Annotated in this window: 17 protein-coding genes; 3 read left to right on the forward strand and 14 right to left on the reverse strand. The window is 43.0% G+C overall.

Annotation, left to right across the window (positions count from 1 at the left end; genetic code table 11):
- Window positions 1-212: 212 nt before the first annotated feature.
- Entirely contained in the window at window positions 213-386 is a 174-nt protein-coding gene (locus tag CDG79_RS42320; protein ID WP_189524977.1) for a hypothetical protein, read from the reverse strand.
- Window positions 387-661: 275 nt separating this feature from the next.
- Here CDG79_RS42320 and CDG79_RS12470 point away from each other — a divergent pair, with 275 nt between their 5' ends.
- Window positions 662-898, forward strand: coding sequence for a DUF4327 family protein (locus CDG79_RS12470; RefSeq protein ID WP_094332736.1), 237 nt, complete (start codon window positions 662-664; stop codon window positions 896-898).
- A gap of 484 nt (window positions 899-1,382) precedes the next feature.
- On the opposite strand, the gene CDG79_RS12475 is transcribed toward CDG79_RS12470, so the two are convergent.
- Together CDG79_RS12475 and CDG79_RS12480 are read right to left on the reverse strand one after the other, a co-directional pair.
- Window positions 1,383-1,736, reverse strand: a complete 354-nt coding sequence (locus tag CDG79_RS12475) for a hypothetical protein (RefSeq protein ID WP_094342418.1) — start codon at window positions 1,734-1,736, stop codon at window positions 1,383-1,385.
- A gap of 171 nt (window positions 1,737-1,907) precedes the next feature.
- Entirely contained in the window at window positions 1,908-2,654 is a 747-nt protein-coding gene (locus CDG79_RS12480) for a 3-oxoacyl-ACP reductase family protein (RefSeq protein WP_094342419.1), read from the reverse strand.
- Between the two features lie 616 nt (window positions 2,655-3,270).
- Here CDG79_RS12480 and CDG79_RS12485 point away from each other — a divergent pair.
- Window positions 3,271-4,176, forward strand: coding sequence for a cation diffusion facilitator family transporter (locus tag CDG79_RS12485; protein WP_094332739.1), 906 nt, complete (start codon window positions 3,271-3,273; stop codon window positions 4,174-4,176).
- Window positions 4,177-4,238: 62 nt separating this feature from the next.
- On the opposite strand, the gene CDG79_RS12490 is transcribed toward CDG79_RS12485, so the two are convergent.
- The 11 genes from CDG79_RS12490 to CDG79_RS12550 all read right to left on the reverse strand — a co-directional run bounded on the left by CDG79_RS12490 (window position 4,239) and on the right by CDG79_RS12550 (window position 14,250).
- On the reverse strand, window positions 4,239-4,643 hold the full coding sequence (locus CDG79_RS12490; RefSeq protein ID WP_094342420.1) for a response regulator: 405 nt from the start codon (window positions 4,641-4,643) through the stop codon (window positions 4,239-4,241).
- A gap of 834 nt (window positions 4,644-5,477) precedes the next feature.
- Window positions 5,478-7,100: a glutamine-hydrolyzing GMP synthase gene (guaA, locus tag CDG79_RS12500; protein ID WP_094342422.1), complete on the reverse strand. Its 1,623-nt coding sequence runs from the start codon at window positions 7,098-7,100 to the stop codon at window positions 5,478-5,480.
- A 224-nt stretch (window positions 7,101-7,324) separates the two neighbouring features.
- Window positions 7,325-8,440 carry a cobalt-precorrin-5B (C(1))-methyltransferase CbiD gene (gene cbiD / locus CDG79_RS12505; protein ID WP_094342423.1) on the reverse strand — a complete coding sequence of 372 codons (1,116 nt, stop codon included), beginning with the start codon at window positions 8,438-8,440 and terminating at the stop codon, window positions 7,325-7,327.
- A gap of 27 nt (window positions 8,441-8,467) precedes the next feature.
- Window positions 8,468-8,713, reverse strand: coding sequence for a hypothetical protein (locus CDG79_RS12510; protein WP_094342424.1), 246 nt, complete (start codon window positions 8,711-8,713; stop codon window positions 8,468-8,470).
- Window positions 8,694-8,972, reverse strand: a complete 279-nt coding sequence (locus CDG79_RS12515) for a BrnT family toxin (RefSeq protein ID WP_094342425.1) — start codon at window positions 8,970-8,972, stop codon at window positions 8,694-8,696. The genes CDG79_RS12510 and CDG79_RS12515 overlap by 20 nt, the downstream gene beginning before the upstream one ends.
- 573 nt (window positions 8,973-9,545) lie before the next feature.
- Window positions 9,546-11,600 carry an SUMF1/EgtB/PvdO family nonheme iron enzyme gene (locus CDG79_RS12525; protein WP_094342426.1) on the reverse strand — a complete coding sequence of 685 codons (2,055 nt, stop codon included), beginning with the start codon at window positions 11,598-11,600 and terminating at the stop codon, window positions 9,546-9,548.
- Window positions 11,601-11,641: 41 nt separating this feature from the next.
- Window positions 11,642-11,914 (reverse strand): DUF5615 family PIN-like protein, encoded by a 273-nt coding sequence (locus tag CDG79_RS12530; RefSeq protein ID WP_223278111.1) that lies wholly within the window; start codon window positions 11,912-11,914, stop codon window positions 11,642-11,644.
- Entirely contained in the window at window positions 11,860-12,084 is a 225-nt protein-coding gene (locus tag CDG79_RS12535) for a DUF433 domain-containing protein (protein WP_094342428.1), read from the reverse strand. The genes CDG79_RS12530 and CDG79_RS12535 overlap by 55 nt, the downstream gene beginning before the upstream one ends.
- An 8-nt stretch (window positions 12,085-12,092) precedes the next feature.
- The gene (locus tag CDG79_RS12540) at window positions 12,093-12,548 is read right to left on the reverse strand and encodes a hypothetical protein (RefSeq protein ID WP_094342429.1); all 456 of its coding nucleotides are present in this window, start codon (window positions 12,546-12,548) and stop codon (window positions 12,093-12,095) included.
- An 89-nt stretch (window positions 12,549-12,637) separates the two neighbouring features.
- Window positions 12,638-13,522: a hypothetical protein gene (locus CDG79_RS12545; protein WP_223278112.1), complete on the reverse strand. Its 885-nt coding sequence runs from the start codon at window positions 13,520-13,522 to the stop codon at window positions 12,638-12,640.
- A gap of 344 nt (window positions 13,523-13,866) precedes the next feature.
- A complete protein-coding gene (locus CDG79_RS12550; protein ID WP_094342430.1) occupies window positions 13,867-14,250 on the reverse strand; it encodes a transposase in 384 nt (127 codons plus the stop codon).
- A gap of 423 nt (window positions 14,251-14,673) precedes the next feature.
- On the opposite strand from CDG79_RS12550, the gene CDG79_RS12560 reads away from it, so the two are divergent.
- A complete protein-coding gene (locus CDG79_RS12560) occupies window positions 14,674-15,735 on the forward strand; it encodes a hypothetical protein (RefSeq protein ID WP_223278113.1) in 1,062 nt (353 codons plus the stop codon).
- The last annotated feature ends 43 nt before the right edge of the window (window positions 15,736-15,778 follow it).

Consider the following 15,778-nt stretch of genomic DNA (forward strand, 5'->3'; position numbering starts at 1 on the left):
TCAACTGGTTTCCTCCTTTTGCCTTCTAAAGATGAGATGTTTTTCAAAAGAAAACTGTATTCTTTGGTGCGAAAAATAACTACGTATTCATAGCCTTACTTAAGAAATTGTTAACAGATGCCAGAATAAAAGCTTTCGTAGTGTACTTTAGCCGTTATGTTTTGCAACAGTTTATACCTTAGTATCTGACAAAGGTTCTTGTGTTGTTTACCTTAGATAAATACCAGCAGTTCTAGATCGGGCTTTGAGGTGATTATTTTGATATGTAAGCGATGCCTGCGGTGGGCTATGACGCTCTCTACGAGACGCTGTTCGCGATCGCTATCGGTGTCGCAGTATGAATATCTTTCCACCCACAAAATATTGTCTAAATACAGTAATGGCAAGACTTTCAGACTTGTTGCATAAAAATCATCCGGCCGCCATAGCAGGTTAAGTTAACTACTCGGAATTTTTTTTGTAAAGCGGATTTTTGATGAATGTCAGGATTCGTTGACTTTCTTAACATTTCTTGAGATAATTTCAGGATATGTAGCGTCAAAATAAAAATAGTTCCGTATAGCAAACTACAAAATCCTAGCCACAAGTCTAATTTCTGTAATGTTTGTTCCTAATTATTAACGGGAACACTATCGTAAGTGTTAATTTGTGAGTAAAAAACATGAGTGTGAATACGGTGCCTTCTATCAATTACTACTCTCTCGATCTGATTCAAGACGAAGCACGCCGACTCGTGCAAAAGGGAATGGTTAGCCGACAACAGCCAATATATAGCCTCTGCCAATATATTCCAGCCAGAGAGTGGGTTTGCGTTGAATGTGAATTAGAGAAATGTGACTTTTTGTTACGCGATCGCATTGGCGACCTAATTGGTCGCGAACAGTGGGACAACGACTAAATCAATGTTTGATTTCGGGTTTGGGATTAGGAGTTTATTTTCGATGTGTGGATGTCACAGTCAACGATCCTACGCCCAATCTGGGGGATAATCTCTGGTTTTTGATCGGCATTGCCCCATATAGAATCTTGCGTCTTTCATTAACACAAAAGTATTGGAGTCTGAATTTAGACAAATTCTCAAGTTAAAGAAGGCATCAGAAGCATTTTTTCTGTACATCTTCTGGTGCTAAAGCTTGAGTCTGGTGTGTAGATTCGGTGAAGCTCCTAGATCGATCTGTCTGATATAAGTGTAGGAACTTCACTTTTGACTCGCAATTCATAGCATCACCTGCTTTTCAAAGCCAAAACTCGTTTTTAGAAGTTGGCTAAGTCGGGCTAACCGACACCAGTTGCGACAATAAAGGGAATTTTCGCAAAATCCCAAATTTGTATAAGATTATTTGTTAAAAAATCTCGAAAAGCATAGAAAAATTATTGAACTATTATCCAACTTGCTCTAAATATTGATTAATGTCTTCAATAATACGAGTAAGTTCAGCTTCAGTAGTCAAGCGAATGTTGATGTTGCGGACAGTCAGCAAAACTTTGGCTGCGAAAGGCGTTGGCCAAATATTAGGATTACAGAAAATCTCTAAAAATACTTCACCTGTATAACGATATTCCATTGGAGGCTGGGGAGTGACTCTACCGCCGCCAGGAGTGGGTTTAGCGGCGACAGCTTTCAGTCGATCCATGAGTTGATCTGTCGCTGTCTTTAATTCTTGTGCTGCTTGGGGTGAAAAACTGAAGGAGACAGAACCTTCAATTAGGTTCAATGTTAGAGGAATTGAAGACATAAGTTTTTTATTAAAGCTTATTGATAAGTACTAATTTTACCGGAAGAAGAGACGAAGCCGCCGAGATCGACGGCGGTGAAGCCAACTTTTTTCAGGATGTGCCCCCAGCCTTGGCGCTGGTATCGTCGCCAGACAGATTTACACGATCGGACTTTTCTTGGTTCTGCTCTATCAGGCTGCAAAGCCGCCATCAATCTTCAGGCTTGCACCGGTGATGAAACCGGCTTCTGCACTAGCGAGATAGGAAACCATATCGGCAACTTCTTCGCTTCGTCCATAGCGTTGCAAGGCAATCATACTTTTCATAGTCTCGGCAAAAGGGCCTTCCGCCGGATTCATGTCGGTGTCTACCGGGCCGGGTTGGATATTGTTCACAGTGATGCCACGAGGGCCGAGATCGCGAGCAAGACCGCGTGTGAAACTGGCGATCGCCCCTTTGGTCAAAGCGTAAACGGAGCCGCCAGCAAAAGGCATGATATCACTGTTGACGCTGCCAATCATCACGATCCGTCCGCCTTCATCCATGTGGCGGACAGCCTCCTGAGTTGCCACAAAGACACCCTTAACGTTAACTGCGATCAACCGATCAAAATCATCCATTGAGAATTGGTCAATTGGGGCCAAAGTGGCGACCCCCGCATTGTTCACGAGGATGTCAAGACGACCAAAGACTTTGACTGTCTCGGCAACAGCGTTTTTCACCGCTTCAACATTGGCACTATCGGCGCGTATTGCCAAGGCTTTGCCACCTGCTGCTTCAATGGCAAGCACCACCTCGTCGGCTTTTTGTGGCGAACTAGTGTAGGTGAGGGCGACAGTTGCACCATCGTCTGCGAGACGTTTAGCGATCGCTGCTCCTAGACCGCGTGAGCCGCCTGTTACCAATGCCACCTTACCTGTAAGTTTTTTAGTATTCATAGTATTTGTGGTTGAAACTTGTCTTCTGAGGAAAATTGACCTTTGGAATTATATTGCTCAAGTTCTTACTCAAACTCATAAGAGTATCAAATGTTCACCCATTATCTGGCTTGTGAATTTACTTTTAGAAGGAGAACGTGAAAACTTACCTATAGATTTACTAATTATTCCAAAACCTGTAAGTATTTTTTGATTTCGCTACTCAAATCTTGACAATTTGATGAATGAAGCTTACGCTTCATCATTTTTATAAGGTAGTAAATAAAACTTCCTAAGCTCGTAATTTATCCTGAGTTAGTACAGAGTGCTAATGGTCGTCATAATATCTTTGAATACAATTCGGTTTGGACTGGCTGGATGTATGAATAACAAAATTAATTAAAATATTTCTGGAATTAATGATAAAAATATGCTGCTGTCTGTAAAGGCATTACTAACAGCTATAAAGCTTGTAGCTGTTATTAGTTATAAATAATCTCAATAAAATAGTATAAAACATAGATCCTATAGAGAGACTTAATTCTTACTGCGTAAGACTTTGATACATTTCATTTGTGTTTATTGATGTTTTAAGTTTTACATTAGAAGTCATAGAACTTGATGTGATAAATTATCTATGATTTACGATAACCGCGCCGAAGTGCGAAAGGTTTTAATTATTACCTTACTTCTCAACCTGTTCGTATTGGGATTGAAAGCAGTTGTGGGCTACTGGACAGGTTCTTTGAGTTTGCTAGCTGATGCCTTGCATAGTGTGACAGATAGCGCCAACAACGTTTTAGGATTAATTGCAAGTAAATTTTCTTCTCCACAACCCGATCGCGAGCATCCCTACGGACACGGTAAGTTTGAAGCTGTGGGAGCTTTAGGAATTGCCTCATTTTTAGGAATAGCCTGTTTTGAAATTTTGCAAGGAGCAATCGAGCGAATTCTCAAAGGTGGTGGTGAACCTGTGAGAATATCGCCACCTGAGTTGTGGTTATTACTAATTGTGCTGGGCGTGAATATTTTTGTGGCGTTTTACGAACGTGCTGTAGGTAGACGGGTGGGTAGCTCTATTCTGATCGCTGATGCAACCCATACGATGAGCGACATTTGGGTGACAATCTCTGTAATAGCTGGCTTAATCGGAGTTTGGCTAGGTTATCAATGGATGGATTTAGTCTTAGCTTTTCCTGTCGCCTTGTTGGTATTTTGGAGTGGCTGGTCAGTTTTAAAAGAGAATTTGCCTTGGCTTGTGGATCAAATGGCGATCGCACCAGAAGCAATCCATGCGATCGCAACTTCTGTTCCAGGTGTAATTAACTGTCATGATATTGCTTCTCGCGGTGTTCTTGGTCGTCAAGTGTTCATTGAAATGCATTTAATAGTAGATGCACCAGACGTAGAAACCGCTCACCACATTACCGAAGAAGTAGAAAGCCGATTAGAAGAAAAGTTCCGTCCAGTGAGGATTTTAATTCACGTTGAGCCACCAGCATATAAGTCTGAGCAAATTAGTTTTGAAACTGGAGCAAACTAGTCTCAGCAATTCCAAATCACTCCCTGTTGATTTAATGACCCACAAATCACTGCATCTTTGCGCTAATTTTTATAAGAAGCAACCAAATCAGCGACGATCGCAACCAATTCTCCTGGATCGACTGGTTTAGGCACATGAGTCTGAAAGCCAGCTTCTAGCGCCCGGCTACGATACTCGCTATCGCCATAAGCAGTTAAAGCGATCGCAGGGAGTTTTTCCCAAATATCAGGTTTCAGCGCCCGAATCTTGCGGATAAAGGTGTAGCCATCTTCACCAGGCATAGCAATATCACAAATCAATATATCTGGCTGCAACTCAGGTAGTACTTTCAATGCTACCGCCGCCGATGGAACTGCCGTAACGGTGGCTCCATCAGCTTCTAACACGGTAGTAATGTAAAAACGGCTATCATCATCATCATCAACAACGAGGATGTTTAAGCCAGCAAGGGGGAGAGGAGGTTCCATAACATCTCCATTAATGTTTATCAAATGAAAGTTATTTCTAACGAGCTGCTGGTTTTTGTCTTTTACCACACCCTTGGTAATTTTACTGCGATCGCGCCTATTTTCCTAGACAATAATTTAATTTGTCCAGCCACCATCTAATTGATGGTTACTTATTTACTGGTATTTATAATGATTGGCTAGATAAAATTATGTTTGTGTTTAAATTTAGTTATATTTAAAAACTTCTTTTAACAATTGGGGTTACAAAATCGCTTTGATAATTGCTGCCTACTTTATTAATAAAAACTTGCGATTTTGATAGAGCTTTTTATTTAACAACTCTCATACTTTGCTATGAAGTTAAAGAAATCTAAACTGCATAAATAAAATCAAACTCTTGCAAATTGGGCAATACAAGCGCCCTAACTATAGGAATCCGCTTTGATTTTTGAACAAGATTAAGTACACATCTATACCCTTCATTTCTGTTCCCTGTTCCCTACCTACGTAGATAATTTCAGGAATCAAATCGGATACTATAGGACTAGTATTTGATTTCTGAAAAGATACGTAGGGTGTGTTAGCGACAGCGTAACGCACTATCATCAAGGGTTTGGTGCGTTACGAACTGCGTTCTAACACACCCTACAATACCTAGTTTTGTTCAAAAATCAAATATGATTCCTATATATATAAGTTAAATGTATAATAGCTTACCAAATCGAGAACACAAAAAAATAGACAATGCCAAAACTGCAAATGAGTCGGGTCGGCATTGCCATTTTTAAATATATGAATCTGAATTATCGGCAAGAGTGAGAGCTTTTAGCTAAGTCAACTTACAAAACTCGATTATTCCCATTCAATGGTTCCAGGCGGCTTAGAGGTGATGTCATAAACCACCCGATTTACCCCTTTTACCTCATTCACAATTCGAGTGGAAATCACTTCCAGGACATCGTAAGGGACTCTGGCCCAATCAGCAGTCATGCCATCTTCACTAGTAACAATTCGCAAGACAATGGGGTAAGCGTAAGTACGTTGATCGCCCATAACGCCAACACTACGAATTGGCAGCAATACAGCAAATGCTTGCCAGAAATCATGATACATGCCGCGTTGGTTAATTTCTTGCCGGACAATTAAATCAGCATCGCGCAAAATATTTAACCGCTCAGATGTAACTTCCCCTAGAATGCGAATTGCCAAACCAGGCCCAGGAAAAGGTTGTCGTTGGACAATTTCTTCTGGTAAACCAATGGAACGCCCAACTTTGCGGACTTCATCTTTAAATAATTTCCGTAGTGGTTCCACCAATTTAAATCTTAGGTCTTTGGGCAAGCCGCCAACATTGTGATGACTCTTAATTTTCACCGCTACCCGCTCACCAGTTTGGGGATCAACATTGGTGTCAGCAGATTCGATGACATCTGGATAAAGAGTCCCTTGAGCCAGATAGTCAAAGTGACCGAGGCGCTTAGATGTTTCCTCAAATACATTGATAAACTCGTGTCCGATGCGGCGGCGTTTTTCTTCAGGATCTGTAACACCATCAACTTTAGCTAAAAAGCGATCGCGGGCATTCACATACTCTACAGGAATGTGAAACTGCTCTTGGAACAGCTTTACCAATCGCTCTGGCTCATACTTTCGCATAAAGCCTTGATCGATAAATACGCAAGTTAGTTGCTCGCCAATGGCTTTATACAGCAAGAAAGCCAGGGTAGAAGAATCCACTCCCCCAGATAGCGCCAACAGCACCCGCTTCTCGCCAACTCTGGTGCGAATTTCCCGAATCGCCTCTTCGACAAAAGCTGCTGTTGTCCAAGTAGGTTCGCAATCGCAGATATGGTAGACAAAATTACGGATTAATGCTATCCCGCCAAGAGAATGCACCACCTCTGGATGGAATTGAACGCCGTAAAGTTTCCTTTCGTGGTCGGCGATCGCAGCACAGGGGGTATTTTCTGTATGTGCCAGCAATTCAAAGCCTGATGGCATTTGGGTAACAGAGTCTCCGTGACTCATCCACATGGTAGTGCCATCTTCAACATTAGTTAGCAAATCTGTGGGATCGTCAATATATAATGATGCTTTGCCGTACTCACCTCGGTCAGCCTTTGCCACTTCCCCACCGAGTTGGTTTACCATTAGCTGCATCCCATAGCAAACACCCAAGACGGGTATTCCCAAATTCCAGATTTCTGGGTGACAATGGGGAGCGTTATCACCATAAACCGAACTCGGCCCACCAGAGAGGATGATTCCCTTGGGATTGAGTTGGCGTAATTGTTCAGAAGTAGTGCGATAGGATAAAACTTCAGAGTATACTTGAGTTTCGCGGATGCGACGGGCAATCAATTCAGAATATTGAGAGCCGAAGTCCAGAATTACAATCAATTGGCGATTGAGCCGCCCAACATTTTCTAATGTTTGGGGCGCTTGTTCTGTCGGTAGAGTCACCACTGTATTCATGACGGGAGTGTTATGTCTGTTAAGGGTAGATGCTTTGCGGTCTATAGTGATGCTATTATTCAGCCTGGTTAGGCTGATAATGGTAGAGAAGCCCTAGACAAACGCGAGGTTATGTGCGTTTGTCTAGTCCCGAAGTCGGAGACGGTATTAGAACGATAAACTTACCCTAGAGTGGTTACTTAAAAAATTATTTATTTGAATTGTTTACGATTATTCATAATAAATTAACATAATTTTCCCATCAACAGACCAGCAGTTTTACTCTTCACGATAATTTTGCGATCGCGATCGAAGAGAATCGAGCCACAGATTGTAACTGCTGTGCCCCTTTCGCTATGGCTTTGGATGTATTCTTGAGAACGAACATCGATGGTTTCGGCGATCGCACTGTAAACTTGATTTACCCAATCACTATCGGTTGCAGCATCTAGAGATTTTAGGTATGTTAGGGCAGCTTCGGCAGTCGCACTGTTAAACACAGCTTGGATATCTGCTGATTTTAAACCTGCGATCGCACAGTGCGCTGCCAAAATTTCTCGCCGTCCATCAGCTAAATAGTGATGAGTGTGAAAAATCCCTCCAGCCAGTTTCATCAGTTTCCCGTGATAGCCAAATAATAAAATTTCTTTTACACCCAGCACATCAGCTTCTACTAACATTGGGCCAAGCCAGTTAGCAGTTTTGACTAATTGTTCGGGATTAATCCCTAGTTTACGCGCTAAATCTAGTCCATTCTCGCCGATACAGAATACTAAACTCTCAAAACGACTGGCTTTATTTTGTAATTCCCCCCGAAAAACTGCAAGCTGATCTGGTGTACTCAAAGGTTGAGAAATGCCGGTTGTGCCTAAAAGCGAAAGTCCTTCAACAACACCAAAAGCAGAATTTGAAGTCCGAACAGCTAGCGATCGCCCTTCGGGTAGAATAATCGTCACCGTGATTTTTTCCCCCGGTGCTAGCATCCGTTGCAAATTCTCTTGCAACAGCCTTTGAGCGTAAGCATAAATAGCCGGCTTGTCGTCAGCATTTAATTGCCTACCAATCCCTTCGCCACCTTTAATAATTACAGCATTATCACCCTGTTCTCGCCATTCCACCAATGCCCAAATCGGTGTATCTTTAGTCAGATCGAGATTATCACCAGGATCGCTGCGAGCGATCGCTAAAGCTGTATTCTCAGATAATCCTGCTACCTGTTCAATGGGGATTTCGGCGATTTGAGCGGGTTCAAGCAAATCTATAGAGGCAAAAGTTAGGGATTTGCGATCGTGTAACCAATGTAAAGCTGCAACAGCAGCAGCGCACGCAAATACTGGGAGTGTGTATCCAGAACGGGACATTTTGTAAATTTACAAGTCAAAATAATGTTAGGCTGTGTCGCCATCTGTAACTTGTGGCATTGACTCAATTAGTGCCCTTAGCACCTTATTGACTGATTCTGGCGTTGTAAAAACTTGAGCTACATCTTCATCTAGAACCACAACTTTTAGCAGTTGCTTTCTTCTGCTTTGAGCAGCGAAACGATTGGGCTTCGCCTTTTTATAATCAAAGTGGTACTCAGCTAGAAGCTCGTCATCTGAATTGTGTGACTCCTCAAAAGGCGTTTCGCTCATAATCTTCACGCTCACTTCGAGTGGCTAAACGGGCACTGATAATGCGAATGGCATTAGAACGTTCGGTGAAAGAAATCAATAGCAAGCGATTGTTTCGGGAGTGCCCAATAATAATTTCTCGCTTCTCACCTACTGAGTGAGCTTCATCATCAAAAACAACTGCTAGCACATTATCAAAGACGGTCTTAGCCTCTTCAAAGCTGACACCGTGCTTTGTTCGGTTAGCTGTTGCTTTTGACTCATCCCACTCAAACTCCATGTCTAAATCATATCTGATTATTCACAGGTTTCTGCCTGAGTTCAGTAGTCTGGATACTCGTCCAGATAGCCAAGCCACATTTCCTCATCTTGCCAGTAAACATATTTCTTGATTATTATTTGTAATTAGATAGGTCGGATAACTGTTCGACTTGCGTCTACCAAGCTATCCGACCCGGTTTTATTTTCGGACAAAGTTATCTCTATCGCCGGAACAGGTCTGGACTCTTCTGGGTACGCCCAAACAATTCCCATTGTCCAGTTCTGACAGTAGAAGAGTGCTGGAAAAACCGAACACACAACCCGAAAACCGATATTGTTGTTGCGGTAGGCGGTAGAATTATAGTTGCGGTTGGCAGCGCGACAGTTCGCCGGATTATTGTTCCAGGAACCGCCCCGTTTACCGATGCCTGTCCCAAAAAACTATTGTAGGGGTTAGTTATCCTTGGGAAGAATCGCGCAATATTTATTGATGATGAATCAAAGAAATATGAAAAAAATTTTTGAACGCGCTTCGCGCGAAAGAAGGGTAAAGAAAAAAGAGTAGAGGGCAAAAGAGAAAGAGAGTAAAGGGCTACAAGAGTCCTGGAAACACCGAACACACAACCCGAAAACCGAAAGAGTAGTAGCGGTAGGCGGGAGAATCAGAGTGGCGGCGGGCAGCGCGACAGCCCGCCGGACTATTGTTCCAGGCACCGCCCCGATATATCCGCTTTTCACTATTTCCATTCACTATCCAAGCTTTGCCATCAGTAGGCGCACTTACATAGTTGCCATGGCAGTGATCGGCGCACCACTCCAAAACATTGCCGTGCATATCGTATAAACCGAAAGCATTGGGCAAGTAGCTGCCCACAGAAGCCGTTTCTCCATCAAACAGAGTGAGCAGAGCCATGCCAAAATTAGCTTTACACCGAGCTAGTTTTGGTGTCAGAGTCTCCCCAAAATAGAATTCAGTCGTTGTTCCAGCTCGACAGGCATATTCCCATTCGGCTTCGCTGGGCAAGCGGTATGGATGCCCCGTCACGCGAGACAAGCGTTGACAAAATTCCACAGCCTCATCCCAAGAGACTTGTTCCACGGGGCGACTATCTCCCTTGAAATTTGAAGGCTCGGCATTGAGCGCGATCTTAACTTGGGGCAGAGCCGCAACCACCCGCCATTGTGCCTGGGTAACAGGATATTTCCCGATCAAGAAAGCTGGCACCGTAACAGCATGTTGAGGCTTCTCATTATCGCTTCCTTGACCTTCTGGTGAACCCATCTGGAAGGTTCCCGATGGAATCTTAACCATCTCTAGCAACACCCCATTACCCAAATCCTCAGCAAAAACCTCTGTTGCCTTCCTAGTGCGGCTTTTTTCTTTTCCTTGTTTATCAACAGTAATGACAGCAAACTCAAAACGCTGCAATTTAGTACCTGCGGTGTTTTGATAGCTGGAGGCTTGACTAGTTCCTGCTTGTGTTTGAGCTTTATGTTTTGCTTGTGCCTGCTTACGTTGCTCCTCAATCTGCCGTTGCTGCCGTTCCGCTTCAGCTTGCTGCTTCAGTTTTTCTTGATATCTTGCCTCTGCCGGTTCACGAATCGATCGCTCAATTTGGACAAAATCTTCATTCTTAAGTCCCAATTGCTGCTGAAAGTTTCTCAACCCCTGTAAAACAGGCTGACTGAGTGGATATTCTACTTCAACGACTCTGGAAAATTCCTGTCTATAACGCTGTAACTTAGCTTCGTACTCCTCTTGCTGCCGACGCTGCTCTAGCGACTGTAGTTGGTCGATTTCAATCTGTTTTTTTTTACCTTGATAATCTAACTCAGCTTGCTCAATAATTGGCTTAGAAATTCGAGCAACATCTTCAGGCTTTAGCCCCAAATCTCTCTGACGATTTTCCAGATCCTTCTCAATCGAATCACTGAAAGGATAATAACCCTTCTCAATTAACCTGTTGAGCGTTTGCTTATATTTATTCAGGTTCTCCTCAACTCTACTGTAAGGCTCATACGCACGAGTTTCGATTTCCTTTGCCTCTTCTGGCGTTAAACCCAGCGATTCTCGAAGTTCGTCTAAAGTGTCTCGTTCCACAATCGAAATCACGCCGTCAGAAAGAGCCTCTTCAACCTTTTGCAGATATTGTGTTTCAATGACCTTTTTCTGCTCTGCTTGCTGCTTGCGGTAGTCTAGCATTAGCTTCGCTGCTGTGCGGATGCCTTGTGTGACGCTCACAAAGGCTTCATCCTGGTTTACCCAAGTCGTTACAGCTTTGGCATCTTTAGGAAACGCTTGTAGCTTGGCAAAAGGTGCATCAAACCAGTCAAATGGGCGTAGAATGACTGGAACGACATACGCCTTTTTTGACTCATGCTGCTGTAACGCCATTGGAATTTCAATGTCACGGCAGTATTTGGAGGCGATAAAGTCTGGGCTGATGAGTAATAGAATAATATCAGCAGATTCAAGCTCAGTCTTAATCTTGTCATCCCACTCCGTGCCGGCTGTAAGTTGGCGATCGTACCAGCTAGAGATAATGCCTTGCCATTGCAGGTTACTCAAATGAGTCGCAAGACTATCTCTTAATAGTTCGTCTCTGTGGGAGTAGGAAATGAAAACTCTAACTGCGTCCTCTGCCATGTTACCCCAAGAAGTTGTTGAGAAGAGTAAAGTACCTGTATTTATTCTCCAACGGCATAACTGCCCAATTCGGCAAAATATTCCGAAAAATAATGCTCCCAAGTGGAAGCAATTACAAAATCATGTATCCTAAAATACTCACAGATCAGCACATCATCTGTATTGATTAACCCTAAAGTTTTAACGTGTACTGAATCAGGATAAATATTTACAATCTGTGAAATAATGCGATCGCACAGATTTTCGTCTACAAGCAATTTCACACAGATACCACAAATAACTTGTTCTTGCGATCGCCAGCAAAAGCTAGACATGCTTTGATATCTTCGGAAGTTAATTCAGAAAAATCCTCTAGGATTTCTGCTTCAGTCATTCCACCAGCAAGATACTCCAAAATATCATAAACAGTTATTCGCATTTCCCGGATACAGGGCTTACCACTGCGTTTTCCAGGCTCAATCGTAATAATGTTGTGGTAATTCATAAAATTAGTCAAGATATATAGTTACGACCACCTTCAAACATCGATTCTAGCTTCTCAACAGTTGCAAGAATTGCCTTCATATCTCCATCTGAAGCCAACTCCTTAATCTCTTTGAGACGTTCCAATACTCCTGCTTTCCCATCTGGCAGCAATGCATTAAACTGATACCAATTGTAGAGGTGATAGAGAAGGTGATACGTAACAGCGATATCTAGTTCATGACTGGGTTCACGTAGAAATAACTCTAAATCAACTAACCAGTCTATTGCGGCTCCAATTCCGTCAACGTAAGTGTGAAAAACAGCAGTTTTCAGCATCTCCTCTGGTGCATTGGGATAAGATTGGCGGAATGCCTGTTTTGCCTCGTTGCTCACGTTACTACGTTGTAACAAGGTTCGTACAATTTCCCAACGTTGTTCTCGATTCAATTGTTTTGGCGTGTTCGCATCCTGTGACTGTTGCATCTAACTGGAGTTTAGACTAAGCCATGCAAAAAGACCCAGCAGGGCTGAGTTAATCAGAGACTTAGCAAAAGTATGAATAATCTTAGGTATTAAACAGCAACTGATGGGTCTTTACGTGGTCGTGTTACTGTTTTTTTAACAATGGGATAACGGTTTTTACGGCTACGTTTTTTTCCTAGTTTCCAACCAGGGGACTTTCCGCGAGGTTTGGGTGGACGGGTAGGAGTACCAATCGCCGCAAAAACTCCTCCCATAGCTTGAGCGACTCGTCCAGGGGTCAATTTGTCAAAAGATTTCTGCCAAGGTAAAGGATTGTCAGTCACAATATCACGGGCTAACCACAACTCCCAAGTCATCAGGGGCATTAAGTCACTCCACCTTTCACATTGTTTGGGGGTACTCAGCTTTGGAACAGTCCAGTGCAGACGTTGCTTTAAAAAGCGATACCAGTGGTCAATGGTAAAGCGACGCAGGTAAAGTCGCCAAACTTCTTCTATTGGAGGCATTTCTTCTCCTACCCAAGCTAACCACAAAGGTTTCGACACTCGGTCATTACCTTGTGCATCAAGACGTTCAACTCTAATCATTAACATCGAACGTGTCGCCGCTTTACGGAAATGCAGTTTTTTCCACACGCTAACCCGTACCCGTTTTAGTTTCGGATCATCTACCTCGAAAACAGATGCCGGTTCACCCCATGTTGTTGGTTCATTCAACTTGAATTGATTGCCATGTTTTCTCGGACAGCCAATGCCTGTATAAGCTCCTGGTTCTCCCCATAAGCAAAGATTTGAACGCAACCGTACAAGAATGTCACATGGAATGTTGGCCGTCTTCAAAATGAAAGGAGCGCAGCCATATTCACTGTCCCAAACTGAAATTGGTCTGGTGGGTAAATGCTCACACACTTGTTTTAGTTGCCAAACTGCTTTTTCAATCGGATTTTCCCAACTGGTGATCCGCTCGTGCCTCAAGGGTAATGCCCAACTACCTGAATCTTCTGGTATCCAAGCAATTGTACTGTATCCTTGACCAACTGGAGTTTAGACTAAAAGCGATATGAGAGAACGCAAACCAAATGGAATTAGAGGTTAAAAATATTATCTTGTCAGCCTTAAAGCATCCGCGACCTTGAACAATTATTGTGTAGTATACTTGCCGAGAGAATAATACAATAATGATAATCATGAAAATGGTGGGAGAGAAANCAGTAACACCACCACGCAAAGAACCATCAGTTGCTGTTTAATACCTAAGATTATTCATACTTTTGCTAAGTCTCTGATTAACTCAGCCCTGCTGGGTCTTTTTGCATGGCTTAGTCTAAACTCCAGTGACCAACGGTAATCGGTTTATTTCCGGCTATGGATGTGCCACTATGCTCATAAGTCCTCTCTTGTAACGTTACTGCATCCGGGCGTGACCAGTTTGTGTGATCTCCTGCTAACAACGGTCGTCCCTCTGCTGGTATCTGCTTGATATATAGCTGCATCAATTTTTGTCGCTGCGGTCTACTATCTTGTAGCGCTTCATAAATACTTGACCACTTGCGTCTAAATACTGGTGATAAGGATAAATCTGCTAAGGAATAAACATTGCGAGTCAGCAATATGGCATCTGTTAATTCAAACGTCGCATCTTTAGCTCTACCTAAATATTTGTAAGCTACTTGACGAAACTCTTCAAGTCTGGCATTTTTCATGTTGGCAGGTGAGTAATGGTAGTTCTTTTCTCACCTTCTGCCAAAAGGGGGACTGTATTCAATCAGACACCCCTTTTTTTCTTGATCATTGCCCATCTAACTCTATCTGATAATGATAATCGAATAGGGGGAGGTGGGAGAGAAACGAGCGTCGCTCGTTTCTCTCCCACCCTTTTTATGATTATCATTATTGTATTATTTGCTGAACAGATATACTACACAATAATTGTTAAAGTTCAGGATGCTTTAAGGCTGACAAGATAATATTTTTAACCTCTAATTCCTTTTGATTTGCGTTCTCTCTTATCGCTTTTAGTCTAAACTCCAGTTAAGCGTTTAAAAGCAATTCATCGCTTGAATGAATTGATTGGCTGATTAGTCACTGTTTCTTCCCTTTCACATCCTAGATATGGGGATTCGGGAGTGATCGAGGCAGACGCACCCAATAACTATCAGCAGATTATTACCTTCAGCAATGGTAAGAGGTTGTTGATCAACAATGCGGATTTGGCTGGTTTAAATGACGCAATTGTGTCCGAATCGAGTGGGCGAACTTACCCAAAAGAGTACACCGAAGGGATCGCTGCTATTGAAGAACGCCATAAACAGGAACTAGAGAGGCTTTCCCAGGAATTGAAGATTGGTTTGCAAACAGAGGCCACAGCCAGAGCCGAAGCCCAGATACAAGAACAAATCCAATCTCTGCAACAACTATTCAAGCAACAAAAAGAAGAGAATGTTCAGTTACAGCAGCGCCTCTTGGAGATGGAAGGATTACGGAAACTGGAGATTGAGAATCAACAACTCCAGCAACGTATTCAGGAATTGGAACACGCTGTTGAACAACGCCCTTCTCAAGAATGGGGGAATACCATGACCCAGCAAGCGACCAAAGCGTTGAACAAGCAGGTGAAGCAAGCTCTGGAGAAAACTATTGATTTGCGATCGCTAGCCCAAGAACCACCCAAGGAGAATGCCCAAGAATGCTTACGTTTAATGGGTATGGCGTTGAAGAATCTCGCCAGCGCTATGAACAATACCCAAGCCCTGGAAGCTGCGGCGATAATTCTGGGGAGTCAACCTACACCATCTGCGATCGCTTATCGAGCCGAGCAATTGGAAATGCTGCCTCAAGCTGTTAGTGATATCAGACGGGTACTGTCAAAACCTGGGTGTACGTGGCAGGACTATTGGGATGTTGCTCAAGAGTACGAGGTGATTAAGTCGGATTACTGGGCAGAACTTACTACCCAGGAAACAGAGTTAATTAAAACTCTTGAAAACTCATCCACTGAACCTCGGACAATTGGCATCGGTTCTATTGTTGCTCATGCTGACCCATACCGAACTCTGTATTTGGAGAGGGGCGAAGTTGTAGACGAGGTAGGGGGCAAAGTAGTTGTTGCCTGGGATCACTGGCGCAATGAGTTGAAAAAGACTCAAAGCTATTCCAGAGATGAGTTGCGCTTTTGGCAATCTCAATAGGCTTTCAGTGTATTAGTAACTTTTTAGACAAGCAAATACAAGT

Origin of the sequence: Nostoc sp. 'Peltigera membranacea cyanobiont' 232, assembly GCF_002245985.1 — a bacterium.
Taxonomy (GTDB): Bacteria; Cyanobacteriota; Cyanobacteriia; order Cyanobacteriales; family Nostocaceae; genus Nostoc.

Excerpts from the sequence above, each read along its gene's own strand:
- CDG79_RS12470 (WP_094332736.1), top strand. The coding sequence starts at position 662 with ATGAGTGTGAATACGGTGCCTTCTATCAATTACTACTCTCTCGATCTG.
- CDG79_RS12475 (WP_094342418.1), bottom strand. The coding sequence starts at position 1,736 with ATGTCTTCAATTCCTCTAACATTGAACCTAATTGAAGGTTCTGTCTCC.
- CDG79_RS12480 (WP_094342419.1), bottom strand. The coding sequence starts at position 2,654 with ATGAATACTAAAAAACTTACAGGTAAGGTGGCATTGGTAACAGGCGGC.
- CDG79_RS12485 (WP_094332739.1), top strand. The coding sequence starts at position 3,271 with ATGATTTACGATAACCGCGCCGAAGTGCGAAAGGTTTTAATTATTACC.
- CDG79_RS12490 (WP_094342420.1), bottom strand. The coding sequence starts at position 4,643 with ATGGAACCTCCTCTCCCCCTTGCTGGCTTAAACATCCTCGTTGTTGAT.
- guaA (WP_094342422.1), bottom strand. The coding sequence starts at position 7,100 with ATGAATACAGTGGTGACTCTACCGACAGAACAAGCGCCCCAAACATTA.
- cbiD (WP_094342423.1), bottom strand. The coding sequence starts at position 8,440 with ATGTCCCGTTCTGGATACACACTCCCAGTATTTGCGTGCGCTGCTGCT.
- CDG79_RS12510 (WP_094342424.1), bottom strand. The coding sequence starts at position 8,713 with ATGAGCGAAACGCCTTTTGAGGAGTCACACAATTCAGATGACGAGCTT.
- CDG79_RS12515 (WP_094342425.1), bottom strand. The coding sequence starts at position 8,972 with ATGGAGTTTGAGTGGGATGAGTCAAAAGCAACAGCTAACCGAACAAAG.
- CDG79_RS12525 (WP_094342426.1), bottom strand. The coding sequence starts at position 11,600 with ATGGCAGAGGACGCAGTTAGAGTTTTCATTTCCTACTCCCACAGAGAC.
- CDG79_RS12530 (WP_223278111.1), bottom strand. The coding sequence starts at position 11,914 with ATGTCTAGCTTTTGCTGGCGATCGCAAGAACAAGTTATTTGTGGTATC.
- CDG79_RS12535 (WP_094342428.1), bottom strand. The coding sequence starts at position 12,084 with ATGAATTACCACAACATTATTACGATTGAGCCTGGAAAACGCAGTGGT.
- CDG79_RS12540 (WP_094342429.1), bottom strand. The coding sequence starts at position 12,548 with ATGCAACAGTCACAGGATGCGAACACGCCAAAACAATTGAATCGAGAA.
- CDG79_RS12550 (WP_094342430.1), bottom strand. The coding sequence starts at position 14,250 with ATGAAAAATGCCAGACTTGAAGAGTTTCGTCAAGTAGCTTACAAATAT.